The organism is Phormidesmis sp. 146-33, from assembly GCF_052939515.1.
This window is the reverse complement of the sequence record NZ_JBJPHU010000113.1, coordinates 1-21,402: the sequence shown is the minus strand read 5'-3', so window position 1 is coordinate 21,402 and position 21,402 is coordinate 1. Positions and strand designations below refer to the sequence as shown.

18 protein-coding genes and 1 riboswitch are annotated in these 21,402 nt (G+C 50.3%); of the genes, 12 read left to right on the top strand and 6 right to left on the bottom strand.

Annotation, left to right across the window (positions count from 1 at the left end):
* On the bottom strand, window positions 1-1,999 hold a 1,999-nt coding region (carB, locus tag ACJ2PR_RS29025; RefSeq protein ID WP_446879582.1), incomplete at its 3' end, for a carbamoyl-phosphate synthase large subunit.
* 181 nt (window positions 2,000-2,180) lie between these two features.
* Here carB and ACJ2PR_RS29020 point away from each other — a divergent pair.
* Both ACJ2PR_RS29020 and ACJ2PR_RS29015 read left to right on the top strand, forming a co-directional pair.
* Window positions 2,181-3,473 (top strand): P-loop NTPase fold protein, encoded by a 1,293-nt coding sequence (locus ACJ2PR_RS29020; RefSeq protein WP_446879581.1) that lies wholly within the window; start codon window positions 2,181-2,183, stop codon window positions 3,471-3,473.
* Window positions 3,473-4,984 carry a tetratricopeptide repeat protein gene (locus tag ACJ2PR_RS29015; protein WP_446879580.1) on the top strand — a complete coding sequence of 504 codons (1,512 nt, stop codon included), beginning with the start codon at window positions 3,473-3,475 and terminating at the stop codon, window positions 4,982-4,984. The genes ACJ2PR_RS29020 and ACJ2PR_RS29015 overlap by 1 nt, the downstream gene beginning before the upstream one ends.
* 596 nt (window positions 4,985-5,580) lie before the next feature.
* On the opposite strand, the gene cobJ is transcribed toward ACJ2PR_RS29015, so the two are convergent.
* Genes cobJ through cobG form a run of 4 tightly spaced genes read right to left on the bottom strand, consistent with a single transcriptional unit; the run spans window position 5,581 to window position 10,129 of the window.
* Window positions 5,581-7,332, bottom strand: a complete 1,752-nt coding sequence (cobJ, locus tag ACJ2PR_RS29010; protein WP_446879579.1) for a precorrin-3B C(17)-methyltransferase — start codon at window positions 7,330-7,332, stop codon at window positions 5,581-5,583.
* Window positions 7,329-8,036: a precorrin-2 C(20)-methyltransferase gene (locus ACJ2PR_RS29005; protein ID WP_446879578.1), complete on the bottom strand. Its 708-nt coding sequence runs from the start codon at window positions 8,034-8,036 to the stop codon at window positions 7,329-7,331. Before ACJ2PR_RS29005 ends, cobJ begins: the two co-directional genes overlap by 4 nt.
* The gene (locus ACJ2PR_RS29000; protein ID WP_446859964.1) at window positions 8,033-8,662 is read right to left on the bottom strand and encodes a precorrin-8X methylmutase; all 630 of its coding nucleotides are present in this window, start codon (window positions 8,660-8,662) and stop codon (window positions 8,033-8,035) included. Before ACJ2PR_RS29000 ends, ACJ2PR_RS29005 begins: the two co-directional genes overlap by 4 nt.
* A 42-nt stretch (window positions 8,663-8,704) precedes the next feature.
* A complete protein-coding gene (gene cobG, locus ACJ2PR_RS28995) occupies window positions 8,705-10,129 on the bottom strand; it encodes a precorrin-3B synthase (protein ID WP_446879577.1) in 1,425 nt (474 codons plus the stop codon).
* A gap of 56 nt (window positions 10,130-10,185) precedes the next feature.
* Window positions 10,186-10,276, bottom strand: a riboswitch (adenosylcobalamin-variant (AdoCbl-variant) riboswitch).
* Between the two features lie 61 nt (window positions 10,277-10,337).
* On the opposite strand from cobG, the gene cbiE reads away from it, so the two are divergent.
* The 4 genes from cbiE to ACJ2PR_RS28975 all read left to right on the top strand — a co-directional run bounded on the left by cbiE (window position 10,338) and on the right by ACJ2PR_RS28975 (window position 13,635).
* The gene (gene cbiE, locus ACJ2PR_RS28990; RefSeq protein WP_446879576.1) at window positions 10,338-11,555 is read left to right on the top strand and encodes a precorrin-6y C5,15-methyltransferase (decarboxylating) subunit CbiE; all 1,218 of its coding nucleotides are present in this window, start codon (window positions 10,338-10,340) and stop codon (window positions 11,553-11,555) included.
* A 40-nt stretch (window positions 11,556-11,595) separates the two neighbouring features.
* A complete protein-coding gene (cbiD, locus tag ACJ2PR_RS28985) occupies window positions 11,596-12,645 on the top strand; it encodes a cobalt-precorrin-5B (C(1))-methyltransferase CbiD (protein WP_446879575.1) in 1,050 nt (349 codons plus the stop codon).
* Between the two features lie 63 nt (window positions 12,646-12,708).
* Window positions 12,709-13,086, top strand: coding sequence for a hypothetical protein (locus ACJ2PR_RS28980; protein ID WP_446879574.1), 378 nt, complete (start codon window positions 12,709-12,711; stop codon window positions 13,084-13,086).
* Between the two features lie 420 nt (window positions 13,087-13,506).
* Window positions 13,507-13,635: a hypothetical protein gene (locus ACJ2PR_RS28975; protein WP_446879573.1), complete on the top strand. Its 129-nt coding sequence runs from the start codon at window positions 13,507-13,509 to the stop codon at window positions 13,633-13,635.
* 651 nt (window positions 13,636-14,286) lie between these two features.
* Here the strand turns inward: ACJ2PR_RS28975 and ACJ2PR_RS28970 are convergent.
* The gene (locus ACJ2PR_RS28970) at window positions 14,287-17,490 is read right to left on the bottom strand and encodes an MFS transporter (protein ID WP_446859970.1); all 3,204 of its coding nucleotides are present in this window, start codon (window positions 17,488-17,490) and stop codon (window positions 14,287-14,289) included.
* A gap of 426 nt (window positions 17,491-17,916) precedes the next feature.
* Here ACJ2PR_RS28970 and ACJ2PR_RS28965 point away from each other — a divergent pair, with 426 nt between their 5' ends.
* The 6 genes from ACJ2PR_RS28965 (at window position 17,917) to ACJ2PR_RS28940 (ending at window position 21,304) form a co-directional block, all read left to right on the top strand.
* Window positions 17,917-18,492, top strand: coding sequence for a sigma-70 family RNA polymerase sigma factor (locus ACJ2PR_RS28965; RefSeq protein WP_446879572.1), 576 nt, complete (start codon window positions 17,917-17,919; stop codon window positions 18,490-18,492).
* Window positions 18,493-18,517: 25 nt separating this feature from the next.
* Entirely contained in the window at window positions 18,518-19,369 is an 852-nt protein-coding gene (locus ACJ2PR_RS28960) for an anti-sigma factor domain-containing protein (protein ID WP_446879571.1), read from the top strand.
* 216 nt (window positions 19,370-19,585) lie between these two features.
* Entirely contained in the window at window positions 19,586-19,984 is a 399-nt protein-coding gene (locus ACJ2PR_RS28955; RefSeq protein ID WP_446879570.1) for a hypothetical protein, read from the top strand.
* Window positions 19,929-20,669, top strand: a complete 741-nt coding sequence (locus ACJ2PR_RS28950) for a fasciclin domain-containing protein (protein ID WP_446879569.1) — start codon at window positions 19,929-19,931, stop codon at window positions 20,667-20,669. The genes ACJ2PR_RS28955 and ACJ2PR_RS28950 overlap by 56 nt, the downstream gene beginning before the upstream one ends.
* Window positions 20,666-20,728, top strand: coding sequence for a fasciclin domain-containing protein (locus ACJ2PR_RS28945; protein WP_446879583.1), 63 nt, complete (start codon window positions 20,666-20,668; stop codon window positions 20,726-20,728). The genes ACJ2PR_RS28950 and ACJ2PR_RS28945 overlap by 4 nt, the downstream gene beginning before the upstream one ends.
* A 93-nt stretch (window positions 20,729-20,821) precedes the next feature.
* Entirely contained in the window at window positions 20,822-21,304 is a 483-nt protein-coding gene (locus ACJ2PR_RS28940; protein ID WP_446879568.1) for a hypothetical protein, read from the top strand.
* Window positions 21,305-21,402: the final 98 nt, after the last annotated feature.

Below are 21,402 nucleotides of genomic sequence, written 5' to 3'. Positions count from 1 at the left end.
GCGTTGAGTCGGGCGTGTTGGCAGCGGCTTCGAGAGCAGATTGGAGCGGGACGGCTAATTTCAAAGGAGTCTGGCCGCCAAATTGGATGATCACGCCTTCGGGATTTTCGGCCTCGATGATGTTGAGAACGTCTTCTTTGGTGAGTGGCTCAAAGTAGAGACGATCGCTCGTGTCGTAGTCGGTCGAAACCGTTTCGGGGTTGGAGTTGACCATGATCGTTTCAAACCCATCGGCTCTGAGCGCAAACGACGCATGACAGCAACAATAGTCAAATTCAATCCCTTGTCCAATCCGATTAGGCCCACCGCCCAAAATCATCACTTTGCGTTTGTCAGAGGGCAACACTTCGGATTCTTCTTCGTAGGTCGAGTAGTAGTAGGGCGTGAGCGCCTCAAATTCTGCCGCGCAGGTGTCTACGGTCTTGTACGCCGGAACGATGCCCAGCGATTTGCGGTAGGCACGGACTTCATCTTCGGTAGTTTTGGTGGCGAAAGCGATTTGACGATCGCTAAATCCCTGGCGCTTAATTTGATACATCTGCTCTTTGCTAAAACTCGTCAGCGTCGTGCGTTTGAGCAGTTTTTCGGTTTCGAGCAGGTCGGCCATTTTGTCGAGAAACCAGGGGTCGATGTTGGTGAGTTCGTAGATTTCGTCTACGCCCATTTTCATCTGCATGGCATGACGAACGGTGAAGATACGATCGGGGTTCGGAGTCCTTAAGCCTGCACGAATTTGTTCCAAACTGGGCAACATTTCCTGGCGATCGCAGCCCCATCCTGCGCGACCTGTTTCTAGCGATCGCAGAGCTTTTTGAAAAGATTCCTGGAAGGTGCGCCCGATCGCCATTGCTTCGCCTACAGACTTCATTTGAGTGGTCAGAACGGCTGGCGATCCGGCAAATTTCTCAAAGGCAAAGCGGGGGATTTTGGTCACGACATAATCGATCGTCGGTTCAAAGCTGGCGGGTGTCTTTTTGGTGATGTCGTTGGGAATCTCATCCAATGTGTAGCCGACGGCGAGTTTTGCGGCCATTTTGGCGATCGGAAACCCTGTCGCCTTGGACGCTAAAGCCGAACTGCGCGACACACGAGGATTCATCTCAATCACGACCAACTCACCCGTCACCGGATTGATCGCAAACTGAATATTTGACCCACCTGTCTCAACGCCAATCTCGCGAATAATCTTGATCGAAGCGTCTCGCAGCCGTTGATATTCTTTGTCAGTCAGCGTTTGAGCGGGAGCCACCGTGATCGAGTCGCCCGTATGAATGCCCATCGGATCAAGGTTCTCGATCGAGCAGATAATCACCACGTTATCCGCCAAATCTCGCATCACCTCTAGCTCATATTCCTTCCAGCCGAGCAGCGACTTTTCGATCAAAATTTGAGAGACGGGACTGGCATCTAGCCCAGATTGAGCAATTTCCTCAAATTCTTTTTGGTTGTAGGCAATGCCGCCGCCCGATCCGCCCATTGTGAAGGCTGGACGAATGATCAACGGATAGCTGCCAATCTGCTTGCCGATCGCCTGCGCTTCTTCCGGAGTCTCAGCCAGACCAGACGGACACACAGCCACCCCAATCCGCCCCATCGCTTCCTTAAACAGGCGACGGTCTTCGGCCATCTCGATCGCCGGGAGCTTGGCCCCGATCAATTCGACGTTGTATTTGTCTAGCGTGCCGTTTTTAGCTAGAGAGACGGCCAGGTTGAGGGCAGTTTGTCCCCCCATTGTCGGCAGAAGGGCATCCGGGCGTTCTTTTTCGATGATCAGGGCCACCATTTCGGGAGTCAGTGGCTCAATGTAGGTGCGATCGGCGGTGTCGGGGTCGGTCATGATCGTCGCCGGATTGGAGTTGACCAAAACCACTTCGTATCCTTCGTCTCGCAAGGCTTTACAGGCTTGGGTTCCAGAATAATCGAATTCGCAGGCTTGCCCGATCACAATCGGGCCAGAACCAATCAAGAGGATTTTGTGGAGGTCATTGCGACGGGGCATAAGGGTTTAGCCAACTCTTTGAGGTGAAATCCCAATCATTGTAGAGGCTTTCATTTACAGATTTGTGACTGTTTTATCTATTTGACTCGATCGGGGGTCAGGTTAATTCAGAAACTCATTTAGACAGAAGCAATTTACGCGGCTTCGGTATGATGGGGGCAGCGTTTGGGGTAGCTGTCAGATGGAGAAGTCGCTTCTAGAAACCTTTCGGAAGGCTTATCGAGATTTAGAATTGTTTCCGTTGCTGACGGCGGAGCAAATTGCGGCGTTTCGGGTGGAGTATGGCAATGAGACGATCGCCCGACTTGAGCAAGCGATCGAAGACGCGCCCACCAATGGCAAGCTGGTTTTTGCGGGGCATCGGGGCTGTGGCAAATCGACGCTGCTGGCTAAGTTTTCTAACAAGATGATGCGGCAGGGCTATTTTGTGGTGTTCTTTTCGATCGCTGATCTGGTTGAGATGTCAGCCGTCGATCATGTGAATATTTTGTATTCGGTGGCGCTGTCGATGATGAGTGAGGCGACCAAGCGACAAATTCCGATTTCGGAAGGCATTAAGCAAGATTTGCTGCACTGGTTTTCGACGACGCAGACGCAGGTCAGCAGTCAAGATATCAAAACTGAAATGGGCGTGGGGGGTGAATTTTTCAAAGTTTTGACTGCGAGACTAAAAAATGAGAAAACCTTTCGGGAGGAGATCAAAACGACGTTTGAAAAGAGTATTTCGGAGTTAGCGAGAAAGGCTGATTTGATTGCGACGGCCATTCAGGCGGCGACAAAGAAAGAAGTGCTGGTGGTGATTGATGATCTGGATAAATTAGATTTCAATTTAGTTAAAGAGATCTACAAAAATAATATTAATGCACTCTTTTTGCCCAAGTTTCGGATTATTTACACGATTCCAATTTCGGCGATTCGAGATAATGAGGTGTTGGCAGAGCTTCAGACGGCGATGAGTACGCGGATCAGACAGTTTGAGGTGTGTAAGTTTTATCGGTTTGAGGAGGTTCGCGATCCGACGGCAATTCCTAAAGAAAAGTCGGTCAATTTGTTTTTAGAAGTTTTACATCGTCGTCTGCCCAAGGAGCTTGTCGAGCCTGAGATTGCCATCCAGATGGTGCTAAAAAGTGGAGGCGTTGTACGCGAACTGGTGCGAATTGCGAGAGAGTGTTGTTCTCAATGTTTGTTGTTGATTCGCAGTGAGCCAGAGCGACAGGATATCGTGATTGATCAGGAGATTTTTAGGCTGGCGATTAAGGATTTGAAGAATGATTTTGCGCGGCCGCTGGGGTTAAATCTGTACAATCTTTTGGCGGAGGTTTACAAAAATTTTGAGCCAAATGATGCCAAGAGTGAGCAGTTTTTGTCGCTGCTACATGGGCTGTTTGTGTTGGAATATGAGAATGATGTGCTGTGGTATGACGTGCATCCGATCGTCGTTGATCTGCTCAAACAAAAAAAACTAATTGAGTGATGGATAACGACATCGAGGTAGAAAATCGACGAAATTATCAGAAGTTGATGGTGGCGATCGAAGCCAGTTCGACTCGGCTCAATTTGCTGCTGGCGGTGTGTGACGATCGTAGTCTGCGGGAGCAGTTGATTCAAGACTATGAGCGAGAGTTGCGCGGTCAAGACTTTTTGACGTATCGGGTCAGGGTGCGATCGCAGGAGCCGAGTTTGCGGTATGCGCTAGAGCAGTTGGTCAATACACAGCCTGATCTTACGAGCGGCAAGCCCGCGATCGTCACGGTGTTGGGCATTGATGAGTTGTTGCCTGTCAAGCTTGATGCGCCCCGGTCTGAGCAAGATCGGTTTTTTGGCTATTTGCAGTGGACGCGGGAGGCGCTGCGATCGTTTGAGTTTCCGATCGTGGTGTGGTTGACGAATCCGGTGTTGGTGAGGCTGGCAGAGCGGGCACCTGATTTTTGGAGTTGGCGGGGCGGGGTGGTCTGGTTTGAGGGCAAGCCTCAGATAGATTATTCACACTTTGCGCGATCGGAGGTGCGATCGTCTGAGCCGCCTGATCCGTCTGGTTTGCAGCCCGAAGAGTTGTTGGCGATGATCGAGCAGATCGAGCGGCAGCAAGGCACAGATGCACCGTTGTTGGCGACGCTGTATGAGAGTCTGGGGCGAACTTATGAGCGGCGTTATGGAGATTCTGAAAATCGCAGACGGGCGATCGGGTTTTATGAGAAAGCGATCGCGCTTCAGACAAAGCTGGGGCTGGAGTCTGATCTGGCGGAGAGCTTTTTTCGGCTGGGGAATCTGCTTTCTGAGCTAAAAGACGATGTGACCAAGGCGCTGGAGTGTTATCAGACCGCACTGGAGCTATATCGCAAATTTGAAGACCAGTCAGGCGAGGCGAATACGCTCCAAGCGGTGGGGGATGTGCTGCAATTTCTTGACCGACGTTCTGAAGCGTTAGAGAACTATCAGAGCGCGATGGGGCTGTTTCGCGACGTGGGGGATCGATTGGGCGAGGCGAATACGCTCCAAGCGGTGGGGGATGTGCTGCAATTTCTTGACCGACGTTCTGAAGCGTTAGAGAACTATCAGAGCGCGATGGGGCTGTTTCGCGACGTGGGGGATCGATTGGGCGAGGCGAATACGCTCAACAGCTATGGTGAGTTTTATTTTTCTCAAGCAGAGTACGATCGCGCCCTCTCTTATTATCAGCAAGCCTTAGACCTCGCACAGCAGATTGGCGCTCGCTACAGTCAGGCCCGATTTCTGTTCTACAAAGCACGCACACTCGCAAAGCTAGACCAAAAATGGGAAGCAACCCAAACCTATCAAGCCGCCGCCGACCTGCTTGCAGACATTGGGCTAAACGATCTGGTCGAACTCTGTGAAACCGGGATGCGAGAGATTGATCAAACCTCACGCCCAAAACGCAAACCTCGGAGGCGCGATCGAGGCTTTTGGCACTGGTGTCGGCAACTCTGGCAAAAACTACAAGTTTGGTGGCAACGCTTGAGATAAGAGATGAGCAATTGAGTTTTGAGTTAACGTCAGTTCGAGGAGCTTTTTCGCTCCGTTGCTGAGGGATTCGCCCCCTAAATCCCCCACTCTGGGGGACTTTGAATCAGCATCATTTCTTTGAACTCTGGAACTTTTTCTTAGTCAAAGTCCCCCAATTTTGGGGGATTTAGGGGGCTGAAGCCGATCGAAACGAAGCGAGTCACTCTCCTCGAACTGACATTGAGTTAGAGCGATCGAGCTTTCAGTCGCAACGATCGCATTGTGAGCGAGATCATTTGAGTTTTTAGCCCGAACGATCGCATTATGAGTGAGATCATTTGAGTTTTCAGTCGCAACGATCGCATTGTGAGGGCGAACAATTGAGTTTTCAGTCGAAACGATCGAGCTTTTTGCTCAAATTTTGGAGATGATCTACATTAACGTCAGTTCGATGAACGCTTCGCTTTTAGATCCAGGAACGCCCCCTAGATCCCCCACGAGTGAGGGACTTTGAACCAGAATTCCTCTAATTGATTTGGTAGCATTCACAAATTCTTGAAGGCACTGACTTCGTTCCCGGATTTGCAGGTGAAGAGATTCGTTTAGCGTTCGCAACTCTATTTATCGTATCTGCGAGGCGTATACACCCAGGTGTTGTTATTGCGTTGAATCGTGCGCGTTTTGCTGGAGCCAATCAGGATGACAGTACGCATGTCAGCGAGGTCGGGCGTGAATTCTTTGAGGGTGATCGCTCTAACTGCTTGTCCAGGTCTGCCGACATTTCGTGCCAAAACGACGGGCGTGTCGGGCGATCGCTGCTCCTTCAATAGTGCGATCGCTTGCGAAAGTTGCCAGGTGCGCTGACTTGAAATCGGATTGTAGAATGCAATCACAAAATCAGCCGTCACAGCAGCGGTAATGCGTTGGGCAATCATTGACCACGGTTTGAGAATGTCAGAGAGCGAAATGGCGCAAAAATCATGTCCGATCGGCGCACCAATCAAAGCCGCCGCCGCTTGCATCGCTGAAATGCCAGGAGACACGCGAAGGTCAATCGTATTCCACTCAGGTTTTGCTTCGCGATCGAACACTTCAAAGATTGCAGTCGCCATCGCATAAATACCGGGATCGCCAGAGGAAATGACTGCGACTGATCGCCCTTCTGCGGCCAGATCAAGGGCCAGTCGTGCGCGGGATTCTTCTTCGCGGTTGTCAGAGTCGTGGCGTTGTTTGCCGTCTGCGAGAGAGCCGATTAGATTCAAATAAGTGGTGTAGCCGACTAAATCGGTTGCAGTCTGGAGAATTTCTCTGACTTCAGGTGACATCCAATCTGGGCCGCCTGGGCCTGTGCCGACGATCGCTAATTTGCCTTGTGGTCGTCCGATTTGAGTCGCGTCGATAGGGTGGGGAGCGATCGCTAAAGTGAGGAGGGAGGAGGGAGGAGGGAGGAGGGAAGAGGGAGGAGGGAGGAGGGAGGCAGGAGGAGGGAAGAGGGAGGAGGTGGTCTGGGCGAGTGCTTTAGAGAGGCTGATTTGATTTGGTTGGGCGAGCGGGAGGAAACGAGCGGGAACGTTGAAGAAGTGGGCGATCGCGTGAAGGCAGGGGTTGGCGGCTTGGGTGGTGACTGAGAAAATTCCGGCAAGGGATTCGATCGCCAGATTGGACTCGATAAATCGCTGCTGAATGAGTCTAATCCACTCGTCTGATTCAATATTTGCAGTATCAGAAATAGCGACGGCAACCGTAGCGGGATGGTAGACTAAATAGTTTTGAGAACTAGAGATAGATTGCTCTGTGATTTGAATCGTTAATGCTCCAGACGACTCGATCGGTAACGCACTTTGACTCAGCCAAGGAGCCGTTCCTTCTAGCTTGACAGTTGCACCAGATAACAGATCTGACATAAAAGATTTGGCGTGTTCTGGATTCGATAAACGATAGCCAGAAGGCGGATTTTCTAACACTAAACCAAACCGAACTTCCCCAGTTGTGGTAATCGCTGGACGAACGGATAGAGCGTCTGCAATCTTTCGCGCCAGGTCATTCACACCATTCAATCCGCCTAATAAGGGAACGACTGCACTGCCATCTTCGGCGATCGCTAATACGGGCGGTTCGGCACGCTTGTCGGAGAGTAGGGGAGCCAGTGTTCTGATCAAAATTCCGGCGGCACACAGACCCACGATCGGCGTTCCTTGACAAAACAATTCTCGTAGAGTGTCCCCAAACTGGTCAAAGTGAACGTCTACGTCTGTGGTTCGTCCCACTAATCCGTAGAGTTTGGCTCCCGGTAACACCGTCATTAATTTTCGGGCAACCGGGACACTTTGCTGACCCAAAATCACCACGGCTACGCTGCTTTTTGTCATAGCTGAACGGTACTCGGCACAAGAATCATTGAGAAATAAGGCACGCGATCGGCATCCACTTCATCCAGGGCGACAATCCGCTGTTCGGCCATTGTGGCTCGTTCGATGTAACGCGCTCTGGACGTCAATCCTACTCTTTTCAAAACATCCCGAACTTTGGCAAAATGTCTGCTTAATTTAATGATAGCGGCCGCATCAGCATTCACTAACTGAGCTGCTAACACGTCACTCGATAAAGTGGCAGGCAACACGCTAAAAATATCATTGCGATAACTGAGGGGAATCCCGATCGCAGACGCACAAGCCATCGGAGAAGACACACCGGGAACTACTTCCGTTTCATACAAGTGAGCAAAGCGTGTGAACAGATACATGAATGATCCATAGAATAGCGGATCGCCTTCACACAAAACAACGACATCGTGACCTGCGGCTAAATGATCGGCGATCGGACTCACAGCCTGGTCATAGAGCGGTTTTGCTTCATAGGGGTCGAGGGCGCGGGGAAAGTGAAACGGTACTTCGATCTGGCGATCGTTGAGATAGCCTGCGACAATCGATCGCGCAACACTGGCGTGATTATCTGCGGATTGGTACGCTACGACGGAAGCTGATTTCAGCAAGCGATAGGCCTTGAGCGTCAGCAATTCTGGATCGCCAGGCCCTACGCCAATGCCATAAAGCCGTCCTTTTGAGTTCGTCACACTTCTTCCTCCATTGCCAACGCATTCACGGCTGCGGCTGCCATTGCACTTCCGCCTCGTCGTCCCAAAAGGGTGATAAAAGGAACGCCTCGACTATGGGCCGCCAGGGCTGCTTTTGATTCGGCTGCTCCCACAAATCCGACGGGAAAGCCTAGAATCAAAGCGGGTTTTGGCACTCCTTCGTCTAACATCTCTAGTAATCGAAAAAGTGCAGTAGGAGCATTCCCGATCGCCACGACTGAGCCTTCCAGTTGCGATCGCCAGAGTTCTAAAGCGGCCGCCGAGCGCGTGTTGTTGACTTTTTGCGCCAGCATTGGCACTTGTGGATCGTTGAGTGTGCAAATTATGGAATTGTTGGCGGGAAGTCTGCGTCGTGTCACGCCTTCAGCGACCATGCGGGCATCACAGAGAATGGAGGCTCCTGCTTGAAGGGCGGATCGTCCAGCTTGTACTGCGTCGGCAGAGTAGGCTAAATCTTCTACCAAGTCGGTCATGCCGCAAGCGTGGATTAATCGAACGGCGATCGTCTCAAAATCAGGAGGCAAATTGGCTAAATTGGCTTCCGATCGAATCATAGCAAAAGAGTTTCGATAAATTTCGTTGCCGTCTCGGATGTAGTCGGTCATAAAAGGGAGGAAGGAGGAGGGAGGAGGGAGGAGGGAAGTTGGTTAAAGAGGTTGGTTAAAGAAGTGTTGAAGTTGTGGAAGGGTGTAGCGCTGAGTGAATTCTCGAAAGGAATCTGAATTTTCGCGTTTTAATTGGTAGGTTTTTAACATGTTCTCAATGAGCGGGGAAAGATCTTCAGGTGGAATGTTTGAGTAAAGGATTTGACCGAATTTTGTATGATCTTCAGCGTTGTCTCGAATGTAAATATCATAGACGGCAGCGTTATCGTCGGTTTCTATTCCTAGTAACGTAATGTCACTTTCAGTATGTTGGGCACAGGATTTTTTGCAACCGCTAAAGTGTAAATTAATCGGTCGATCGAGCGTAACTTTTCCTTGCAAATCTTCGACTAACGCGATCGCATCTTGCTTAGTTTCTGTCGCCGAAGACACGCAGCCAGCCTTACCCGAACAGGCGACGATCGCACCCCAAAAACTTCTTTCTGACCAGTCCAGTCCCAACGCTTTTATCCCTTGCTGGACTTGGGGAAGCGATTGCTCTCGGATTCCTGGAATCAGCACATTTTGCCAGGGCGTTAGGCGCAGTTCACCCGATCCAAATTGCTTCGATAGGTTAGCTAATCCTTTTAATTGAACTGCTTCTAATCGTCCCAGAGGCAGCACAAGTCCGACATAAAATAGTCCTGGTTGACGTTGAGCGTGAATTCCTAAATGCTGATAGGAAGGGGAAGATTTCTTTAATTTCACCTCACAATCCTGAAACTTAAACGGCAAGCGCTGTTCTACTTTTTGTAGGTAAGATTCAACCCCAAACTCATGTAGAATGTCTCTCAATCGAGGCTTGCGGCGATTAATTAAAGGGGTTAGATCGCAATACACTTCAGTCAGCGCCAGTAAAGTTGGCAGAACCTGATCGGGTTGAATTGCTACGCCCACACCCAGCGGTGAGGTTCCCCGGTTTCCCAAACTGAGAGCGAGATGAAACTGATTTTTAACCGCAGAAAAGGCAATATCGTTGGGTCGATCGCGCACCGAAACCACTTCACCACCGTCAAAACAAACGCTAAATTTAGCCGACAAAATCGCAAATTCTGGATGAGCAATAATGGTTTGATTCCATTCAGAAACTAAAGGACGCACGTCGATCGCTGCCTGTCGATCGCTGCCCGCAGTCGGACTGCTCATAATGTTGCGAAGGGCATCCACTTCGGCGATCGGAGAAGCCAGCCCAATGGTTTGTAACTGCGTCAATGCCTCTGGCGAAATCTTGCTCTCACGGATTTGCACATTCGCTCGATTGGTCACATCCACAAAGCCGCCACCAAACTGATCTGCGAGATTGGCGATCGCTTCACACTGCTCAACATTGAGAACGCCGCCCGGAATCCGCAAGCGTGACAAAACGCCATCTGCGGCCGATGTGGCATAAAATAACCCTGGACAGGCAGTAAATTGGGACGATATCACTGAAACTCCTTCTCCGTGCGACGCAGAGAATCTCAAACAACATGCCTGATGACATTCCTAGAGTTGGCATTCTGACTTGGGCTTGCCCATTACAGTTGCGGCACAGTATCGGAATCTCACCGAACTTTCCCAACCCTAAGCTTCAGTAACTTAGCATGAGAACGGATCGAGAATCCTGCATCCTTAACGTTTTGTCGGATTGAAGGCGATGAGTTTGGACTTGGAGAAAAAGTGGCTGTCTGTGGTGGGAATTGGCGAAGACGGGCTGGCTGGATTGTCTGCGATTGCTCGTTCTCTCGTCGATCACGCAGAAATTTTGGTAGGGGGCGATCGACATTTGGCGATGATTTCAGAGAGCGATCAACGGGAGAAGATTGTCTGGGCGACTCCAATTCACCATTCTGTAGAAGAAATCATGCAGCGACGGGGACAGGCGATCTGTGTTTTGGCGAGTGGCGATCCCATGTGCTACGGCATTGGGGTGATGCTGACGCGCAAAATTCCTCTGGCAGAAATGACGATCGTTCCTGCTCCATCGACTTTTAGCCTGGCCTGTTCTCGTCTGGGATGGTCGCTGACTGAAGTTGAAACGCTGAGTCTGTGCAGTCGTCCGCTTGCGTTGCTGAATGCGTATCTCTATCCCGGTGCAAAGCTGCTAGTCTTGAGCGAAGGCAAACAAACGCCCGCGATCGTCGCCCGTCTACTCACCGAAAAAGGCTTTGGAAACAGTTCTCTCACCGTTTTAGAGCGTTTGGGCGGCGCGAGAGAACGCATCCTTCAAAGCATCGCTTCCGACTGGAATCAGACCGAATTAGACGACTTGAACGCGATCGCCATTCAATGTGTCGCTGATTCTAAAACCGTTCCGCGCTCTCGAATTCCTGGACTACCGGATAACGCTTACCACCACGACGGACAATTGACCAAGCGAGAAGTTCGGGCGATCACCCTTTCAGCCCTCGCCCCCTTACCTGGCCAACTTTTATGGGATGTTGGGGCTGGCTGTGGCTCGATCGCCATCGAATGGATGAGAAGTCACCCCCGCTGTCGGGCCATTGCGATCGAACGCTCCCGCACACACTACATTGCTGACAACGCCAACGCATTAGGAACGCCAAATTTACAGATTTTAGAAGGCACCGCACCCAAAATTCTCACCGACCTTCCTCAACCCGATGCCATCTTTATCGGCGGTGGCGCAACCACAGAAGGACTGATCGAAACCTGCTGGTCAGCCCTGCGATCGGGCGGTCGTCTCGTCGCCAACGTCGTCACCCTCAAAGGCGAACAAAAGCTTTTTGAATGGCACGATCGCGTCGGCGGCGAATTCACCCGCATCTCCATTCAACGAGCCGCCCCGATCGGTCGTTTCCTCGGCTGGAAATCCCTCTCTCCCATCACCCAATGGGTCACCCAAAAACCATAATTTCCTGAATTTTCTCCTCCCTCCTCCCTCCTCATCTCCCATGCCCCGCACAGGTTACACCCTTCCCGTTTTCGCTGTCGCTGCCGCCAAAGCGGCCTTTCTACAGTTATTGAATTCAGACCCACCCTCGATCGTCTCTCTCGATCTATTGCCCGACCTGGCTGAAATTCCAATTTCTCAAGTCGCCAAACTGGATGAAGTCAGCGCGATCGCGATTACGCTCAGTGATCCGGGCGACAATTTGGATTTGACTCGCGACACGCCGATTTGGGCCTGGGTGAGGTTATCAGAACGGGGGAATCAACCTCCACTCATCCTACAGGCGGGCGAGGGATTGGGCAAAACGGCAGCAGGAGATCCCGCAATCTACAGCTATGCGCGACGGTTGTTTGATGCGAATCTGTTGGCTCTGATTCCGGGCGATCGTACCCTGACAATTTCCATCATTCTCCCCGAAGGTCGTCAACTCGCGCAGCGTACTTCAAATGAAGCATTTGGCATTCTCGAAGGTTTATCTCTACTCGGAACGAGCGGTATCTCAAAACCATTCTCAGCCGCCGATCATTTAGAAGAATTTCGCGTTTCGCTTCGAGAGAAAGTGCAATCTCACTCCGATTTAATTTTTTGTATTGGCAGTAATGGTTTACAGGTAGCCGATCGCTTGGGGTTGGATGCGGGAGCGATCGTACAAACGGGTAACTGGATCGGTGCTTTGTTAGTCGAAGCCGGACTTCATAAAGCAACTTCGGTTCTACTATTGGGCTATCACGGTAAGCTGATCAAACTTGCAGGCGGCATCTTCAATACATCCAGTCATCTAGCCGACGCAAAACTTGAAATTCTCAGTGCTGCGGTAATTTCGGTAGGGGGTGATCTGGCTGCTGCTCAAGCGGTTCTTGAATGCAAAACGGCCGATGCTGCTCAAAAAAAACTCATGGAATTGAAGCTTTCAGACACAGTTTTTACAACGCTGGCGAGAAAGGTCAGTCAAAAATCAGAATCATACGTGAAAAAATACGCCAATGCGACGATGAACGTTCAGACGATTCTCTTCGATCGTCAAGGGCAAATCGTCGGTCAAGACTGGTAAAGTTAGGAACCTGAGTTAGAGAGATCGAGTCATTCCAAGCAAAAGCGTGGAGGATCTGGGCAAATGACTTCTCAATGGCGATATTATCCTGCAATCTGTTTGGGGTCTCTGATAGGGTTGACGGTGCCGATCGCGCTCTTTATCTATCAAATGTCGCCGCTCAGAAATCCTACGCTTGTCCTTGACGGCACCTTGGCTAACCGACTCCACTTGGTGACTGAGAAGCAGTGGTTTCAAGGAGCGACTACTTTAGCAATGCTGATCGCGCTCAATCTGATGATCATGATTTGGCAGCATTTTCAAGATTACGCCCTCAAAAAACGTTGGCATCGTATGATTCGTCTTTTGAGTACGATCGCTTGTTTCCCGATTTGGATCACACTCTTTAATCTAATTCATCAAGGGTTTGTGATGTATCTGCTCAATCAGAAAATTGTCTAATACCAAATCAACCAACAAATGATACTCATAAAAAATCAGTTAATTAACCGATTTCTATCTCTTAGATTTGAAAAGAACCTATCAGGGAAGCCGTTTCAAAGTCCCCCAAAATGGGGGATTTAGGGGGCGAGGATCTGTATCAGTAACTAGTGGATTTGGTATAAAGCTGGGTGAATGGTCGCTCAAAACTGGCAAAATTAAGAAACCTGAATCAGAACGATCGAGTCACTTCAATCAAAAGTTAAGCATCTGTTCTGGCGCTACTCACTGATCTGGCAAAAACCTGGATTACTTGCTGACATGGAACTGCAAGCACATTGCTAATGCTCAAATGCAAAGAAAGTTAGCAGAGATCAGCTTAGATTTTGGCTACGAGTTACCGATTCTTTGTACACCCTATGAACTGCTTGGAGATTGATTATGTTTCACGATGAGATTGTCGAAGAGATTCACAGAATTCGTGAGAAGGACTCTCGTTCGTTCAATCATGATTTGAAAGCCATTTTTGCTGACCTGCAAAATCAGCAAGCGGAAAGCGGACAAGGGTGAGGGTGAAATTTCGGAGTTATTTAATCCACGATCCTTAGCCCTTACACCAAATTGATCTTTGAGAGCTACAGATCTTGGAGAGCAACCTAAATCCTCCACTTGTGGGGTCTGCCGTGTGCACACACGTCGATCGATCTGTCATTGCTGAGATCTTTCGCCCCCTAAATCCCCCAAAAATGGGGGACTTTGAGCCGTCGTTATGGCTTTGAGCTTTGGAAATCTTTCCTTTGTCAAAGTCCCCCAGTCTGGGGGATTTAGGGGGCTGAAGCCGCCTGAAACGAAGCGACAACGACTTGTGTGTACACGGTAGACTTGTGGGGTAGGGTTGACTCATTCTAGCCAAGGGGGAAAGCCGGGCAACGCCTCCAACATCCCTGTCACCCCGGTCAAGGTTTCTGTTGCAAAGTTCCTTATACCAAGTTGAAAATAAGCTGCAACCAATTGATCAGTCAAACTTAGTCAAAGTCCCCCAGAATTGGGAGATTTAGGGGGCGAGGATCTTTAGCAAGTAACCGTTGATTTGGTGTCGCTGGTGTGAAATTTAGGGAGCCGCCCGGATGATCAACATGGCGAAAGATTGGGTCGAACTTAGGCCCCAAAAAAGCCCCCTGTGAGCGGAGGCCTTGTTGTGAGGTTAACCGTGAGCCAAATTTAGCGGACTGCTAGGGCGCCTGCGATAGCTGAGGCAGCAACGGACACGATCGCAGTTCCAAAGAGCCACCAGGCAGCCGTTTCAGCCGCTTTTCGGGTTTCTTCCGCTTGCTTTTTCGCTTGGCGCTTGACCGCTTCTAGACGGCGTTGGGCTTCTTCTTGAATGCGCTCCGCTCGTCTGAGAACGTTGCTGCGTGCGCCTTCGATTTGATCAATCACTTTGTTGGCTTGTGCTTCAGAGATGTCTTCACGAGAACTGAGGACGGCAACTAAAGTGTCTCGATCGAAGTGAGAAAGCCGATCTCTCAACGCATCAAAGCCCGCCTGGGGATCATTAAACAAAGTCCGCACATCGGTACGAATGCCTTCATAGTTGAGTTCGGGGCGATCGAGCGAATTCAGATAATCGCGAATTTTGGCAAAGATGCCGTCGATCACAGACTGAATCCGATCTTGAATCTGCTGCACCTGGGCGACAAACTGTTCTCGCACCGAAAGCACTTGATCGACCACGCGATTGGCTTCTTCTTCGGTCATATCCTGACGTTGAGCTAACAGCGCGACGATCGTACTGCGGTCTACATGAGAAAGGCGATCGCCCAGACTTCCCAATCCAGCGCGCGGATCTCTTAGTAATAGTTGCAGATCGCGCTTGATGCCTTCGGGGTTGAGTTCTTCTTTGTCGGTGTTGATCAGATAGCCTTCGATCGTGGATTGGAAGTCCTGAACTCGTTGCTGAGTGCGAGAAGCCAATCTCCGCGGCGATCGAGCAATTTTGCGAATCGAGGCTTGCACCTGGTCGATCGTTTGGTTAACCTGCTCCTCAGAAAGATCCTGTCTCTGGCTAAGAAGTTTGACCAAAGCATCGCGATCGAGGTGAGACAATCTGGATCTGAGGGCGTAGCTTCCCGCTTTGGGATCGTGCAAGAGAGTCGTGAGGTCGCGCTGAATGCCATCGGGATCAAGGGCTTGCACATTGGTACGACGCAGATAATCCGCGATCGCAGTGGTCACCTGATCAACTTGCTCTTTGGCTTTACCAGCAGCGATCTGAGGTGCATGAAGCACCGTGTTGCGGACATCTTCTAATTGGCTGACAATGCGATCGGCTTCTTCGGGGGTCATATCTGGGCGCTGGGCCAACAGTTGAACCAAAGTGTCCCGATCGAACTGACTCAACCGACCTCGCAGTGCAGACGTGCCCGCTTGCGGATCATCCAACAGCAGACGAAAATCGCGCTTGATCCCATCGGGGCTGAGTTCTGATTTGTGGGTGTTGCGGAGGTAAGATTCGACCCGCACTCGTAGAGCTTCTGCTTCAGATTTGACGCGATCTTGAGCCGCTTGAGCGCTTCCAAGAACTTTGTCTCGCGTATTCTCAAACTGACTGACCACCCGATCGGCTTCCTCTTGGGTCATATCGGGACGTTGGGCCAAAATTTGCACCAGGGTGTCTCGATCGAATTGACTCAGCCGACCTTTGAGCGCATCGTATCCCGCTTCGGGGTCATCCAACAGCAGAGACAAATCGCGCTGAATGCCTTCGGGGTTTAGCTCGCTCTTGTGGGTGGAGCGCAAATAGTTCTCGACTCGGCTCCGCACATCTTGAGACTGTTCTTGACCTTCAGCAGCGTGAACAGAACTGAGTGTGGTAGCTCGAATCGTTTCTAGCTGATCCGCAATTTCGGCAACTCGTGCAGGAGACAGATCGCCCCGTTGAGTCAGCAGGTTTACAAAGTCACTGCGGTTGAGTTGCTCTAATTGACGGCGCACGGCTCCAGGGTCGGCTTCCGGGTCAAAGAGAACATCGCGAAACTCAGTTTCTAAAGTGGCGCGATTGAGATGCCAGGAGTAGGTATTGAGCAAATAATTTTCGACATCTGCCTGAATCGGATTGAATCCAGGGGCTTTGTCTGCCACTTGCCCTGCGATCTGTTTGGCACCCCCAGCAACCTTATCCTTGGCGGTTCTAAGCTGTCCCAAAATCTTTTCGACATCCAGATCAGATAGGTCGGTGCGTCCCATGACCGTGCCCATCAGCGTCGAGAAGCCAAACTGCATCGCGCGATCGACTAATCCCTGTTCCTTTTGCGGCTGTTGGCCCATCTGACCGATTGTAGACATTGCGTTCGACATGGCATTCATTTGAGCGCCCTGGGTCGATTGCAGCATTTGTCCTTGACGACGAACTTCCTCGGTCAGTTGATCGAGTCTGCGGTTTAACTCATCTGAATTCACAGCACCCGGCTGGACGGTCTTCAGATACTCCATCAATTCAGCCGTCGGATCTTTGCGCTGTTGATAGCGATCGAGCGTCTGATGCCAAACCGATTCCAACTGGTCGATCAAGCCTTTCGCATCTTTTTTAGACAGATCTGTGCGGCTGCTCACCAGATTCACAAAGGTATTGCGATCGATGTGCCGCAGCCGATCCAACACTTCTGTAGACGACCCACCGCCGACGATCGACTGCAATTCTGGATCGTTGACCAGCTTCTCAAACTGTCCGCGAATGTTGCTCATATCCAACTGAGGCGGACGCAGTTTTTCTAGATATTCTTCGACCGATTCGCGCAAACTCATGGGGTCAAGACCCGATCCCAACTCTCGCCGAATCGCTGCCGCCGCCGCTTCTGCGGTAGAAACGACTTGATTATTAACCGCTTTGGCTCCGATCGCTGCCGTAGCCGTTCCGACGATCGACTGAAAGCCAGAGGTCGCCGTGTTGACAACCGAGCCGATCAGCGATCCCACCGTCGAAGAACTCACCCACACCAGCAGCGTAAAGTAAGCGCCCCAAATGACAACACCGAGGATCGCACCCAAGCCAGCACTCGGCACCAGACTGAGTTTGACAGCTAAAAGACACGCGACAAAGAGCGCGATCGTCACCGTGATCAACGTCCAGATACCGACTGCAAATCCAATTTTACGAATCGTGCCACCAGCACTTCCTGACTCATGATCGTGATGGTCGTCATCATCAGACGATCGACCCAGATAGGTAATACCTGCTGCAACTGAGAGATTCGTTAATAAGATTTGGAATGCGAATGCTAGTAAGACTCCTGCAATGATGGCGACAATAAATCTTGGCTCTGATCCCAAGACTGTCTGCCCAGGAGAAGTCACTGTTGGATCGACGGGAACCTGTATCAGCCATGCATGACTGAGTTCCCAAGTAATTTTTGAAAGTTGAAACATAGAAATTTCCTCGTCATTGCCAAACCCACGCAATCAGAACGATCGCGCCAGCAGGACTCTGTATTTTGAACAACGCTTAGAGATAGAATCGTCGAGCCGATAGGTAGACAACATCCTTCGCAAGTCTGAAGCAATAACCGTCGAAAGGATGATTTGGCTTGAATTTCAAGATTTTAGACTCAGGCACTGCGTCATAAGAAGGAGGCTAACTCAAATATTTTCTAAGGGTTTTTTGAGCTTCAAAGAACGGCTGAAAAGTCTGCTAGACCTCATGCATTAATCAGACGGGATAGACAAGTTCATCGCCAAGCAAGTCTGCAATCAGAATGGCAGCGTAGCCCGAACCATTTCGCCGTTTTCACGCTCTCACCCGCTAGACTGTGGTGTTGCTTCTCCGTTTTTTCCCATTTAAGTTGACTCAGATCTATGGATTCGATGCCTGTCATCAATGAGCAATCAACAGACTTAGCGCTTTTTTTGGCGATTCAAGCACAGCAGGTCAAAGCCCTGGATTTCCTGTACGATCGCTATGGCAGACTTGTCTACAGCACGGCAGTTCAGATCCTCAATAACGTCGAAGAAGCCGAAGAAGTGACTCAAGAAACGTTTCTTCGCCTCTGGCAGTGCAGCGAAATCTATCAGCCAACTAGAGGGTCGCTCAGTAGCTTTCTGATCATGATGGCGCGATCGAGATCTCTGGATCGAGTGCGATCGCGCAAATCTATCCAACAAAAACTTCAGCGAATCCAAACCTTCTCAGAGTGCGTATTAGACTATAACCCGCCTCTAGAGTTTGTTACAGTGCAAGAACGGTCTAACCTGGTACATGAAGCGCTCAAACAGCTCTCACCCGCCGACAGAGAACTGCTAGAAGCAGCTTATTATCAAGGACTAAGCCAGTCAGAGATTGCAAAGCGAGACGGCATTCCGCTCGGCACTGTCAAATCGCGCGCTCGTCAGGCACTCAAAAAGCTTCGCGCTGCACTCGACCACCTCGTTTAATCGTTCATATCCCACTCTGATTGCCATGACTCGCCCTACCGATGACTCCAACCAGACTGATTTAGTGGCAGGCTATATTCTTGACGATTTGAGTCCTGAAGAAGTTGCTCGCCTAAATCAGGCATTAGCCGAAGCGCCAGATCTCTGTGAGGAGATTGCATCATTTGGAGAGGCGTTTTCTTTGCTTCCCTACGGTATGTCGATCGCAGAACCCTCTGCCAGCCTCAAAGACAAAATTATCAGCGCCGCAAGTCAATCGATCGTGGGCACAAGTCCAGAATCTTCCCATTCCAACGTGGTGTCCGTCGCCTCACCTCGTCGCCACAGTTGGAAACGGTGGATACCCGCAATCAGCACTAGTATTGCAGCCGTCGCAGTCACAGCGCTCGGTTTGAACCAAATTCAGCTTAGTCGGCAGTCTCAGCAGACGATCGCCCTTCAGCAACAGCTTGAAGCCACCAATACTGAGCTAAACCGTCTTCGGAATGAACTTCAAGCCAATCAGTCTATGATCGCGCGTCTCAGCCGTCCCGATACTCAGGTGTATTCTTTGGTCAGCGCAACGCCAAACCCCAAAAACAGCCCTCCTGCAACGGCTCGACTGTTGGCGACACCGGGCGATGTTAGTGTTACGCTCGTCGCTCAAGACCTACCCAAGTTACCAGACAGTCAGATTTATCGGCTTTGGGCAGTTGCCACTCCTACCGCTACTCCGATGTACTGCGGACAGTTTCGTCAAGATGACAGCGGTACGGCGCAGTGGGCGGCCCCAAATGTTGCCTGTACCAAGAACCCTTTCAAGCTGCTGATCACGCTGGATGCTCCGACCGATCCAATTACCTCGGCCGGCCCATTAGTGATGCGAAGCTCCACTTAAGCAGCATTAAACCTTTCCATAATTTAGGTTTTACGGCTTTGGAATCTAATTTCTAGAGCTGAATTTGTCATGCTCGAAAAAAAGAGTCATCCGATCGTATTCTCACTTCGTAAGCTGATCAAGAATCAATCCTAAGCAGAATTCTGCAACGGAAGCAGTATCTATCGACTTCCATCCAACCCTACTCTCTCAACTTACCCTTTTGGATTTTTTACTATGCGACTCCTCTTTTTGTCGAAAGCAGTTCGTACCCTTGGTGTGATGACGATGCTCTCCGTGATGGTCGGCACAACAGTACAACAATCCGCTCAAGCTCAAAACAGAATTCCAACACAATGGGAAGTCTCCTGCTCCAATTGGACTAGCTCCGGCATCTTTGACGAGTTTCAAGGGATCAAGCTCACTCCAGAGCAAAACGCAGCATACGTGAAATTTGGGGATGAAGCCGATGCAAAGACAAGGAATCTACCCTTCTTCAGAAAGCGAGTGCTAGGGAGTGACCCTACTCCAGAACAACAAGCAGAAATTGACAAAATTCTCCGCAAGATTGAAGCTCAAATTGCAGCCCTTCTCACGCCTGAGCAGCAGAAAGTGTATCAAGAAACGTGCGCTTGAAGATTGTGATCCAGTTAGAAAAGCTCAAGCTGCCGCTCGCACTTCACCTGCTGAAGCTGCTGCCCGCCAGAGACAAACAATTGCTGGCATTGCTGCTGCGAATCCGAACTTCACCACGCTCGTCAAGGCACTCAAAGCGACAGAAATGGTGGGTATGCTCTCTGGCAAAACTCAACTCACCGTCTTTGCCCCGACCAATGCAGCGTTTGCAGCATTGCCAAAAGGAACTTTGGAAACATTACTGAAGCCAGAAAATCGCCAAATCCTGGAAAAAGTGCTGACCTATCACGTTGTCCCCGGTGCAATTGAGTCCAAAACATTGCGCTCCGGGAAAGTAGCATCAGCAGACTACCGAAATGCCATCACGATCGCGGTTAATGGCAATCAAATTCGAGTCAACAATGCCACCGTCACGTCAGCCGATGTGAAAGCAAACAATGGGGTGATTCATGTCATCGATCTCGTTCTGTTGCCCCCCGATCTGATGTCCAAGATTACCCCGCGCCAACAATCCCGAACGATCGTAGATATCGCCGCTGCTAATCCGAACTTCTCGACTTTGGTAACAGCCTTGAAAGCCGCAGGATCAACCGAAACGTTATCTGGGAAAACTCCCTTCACGGTTTTCGCACCGACGAATCAAGCCTTTGCTGCATTGCCGAAAGGGTCACTGCCGCAGATGTGAAAGCAAACAATGGAGTGATTCACGTTATCGATCGAGTGCTTCTACCTCCGAATCTATAGTCCTTGCTTTTGATGCGGAAGAAGCAGTGCAAATCTAGCAACTTCCATTAAACAACGTTCTCTCAAGCTACTCTTTTGGAGATTTCTACAACTATGAAACTTACTCCTTTGTCTAATGCCGCTCGCACTTTTGGCGTGATGGTTCTGCTCACTGTGATGGTCGGTACAACTGCACAACAGTCCGCTCAAGCTCAAGATATCCCGCCAGGTTTCGGTGTGCTTGCTCTGAATGAGGATGGGATTTGCCTTCCCCAACAGATCGTTTATCAAGAGTTTGGAGGTATCACCTTGTCTCCAGAGCAACAGGCAGCCTACCGGGAACTTGAGGCTAGAAGCAATGCAAGACTTGAAGTGATAACCGCCAACACCAAGATTGTCGATAACGCATTATTCTGGACTCCGGAGCAGATTGCAGAAGGTCAACGGATTGGTCGTGAGTTGGAAGCTCAAACGATGGCGCTTCTGACACCTGAGCAGCGACCAATCTATCAAGCTAACTTAGAGGTTCAACGCAGGATACAAGCCTGCACTGAACCCATTCCCTTTGACAGAATCTTTTCCCCTCGCCCGTATTAGACGTTCTTCCTGACGAAGATTCAGGGTTGAAACGGAAAGCGTGCTAGTGGTCATCAGATCCATCTCTGTCTGGTTCTACCACGCTCAAAAAGAATGCC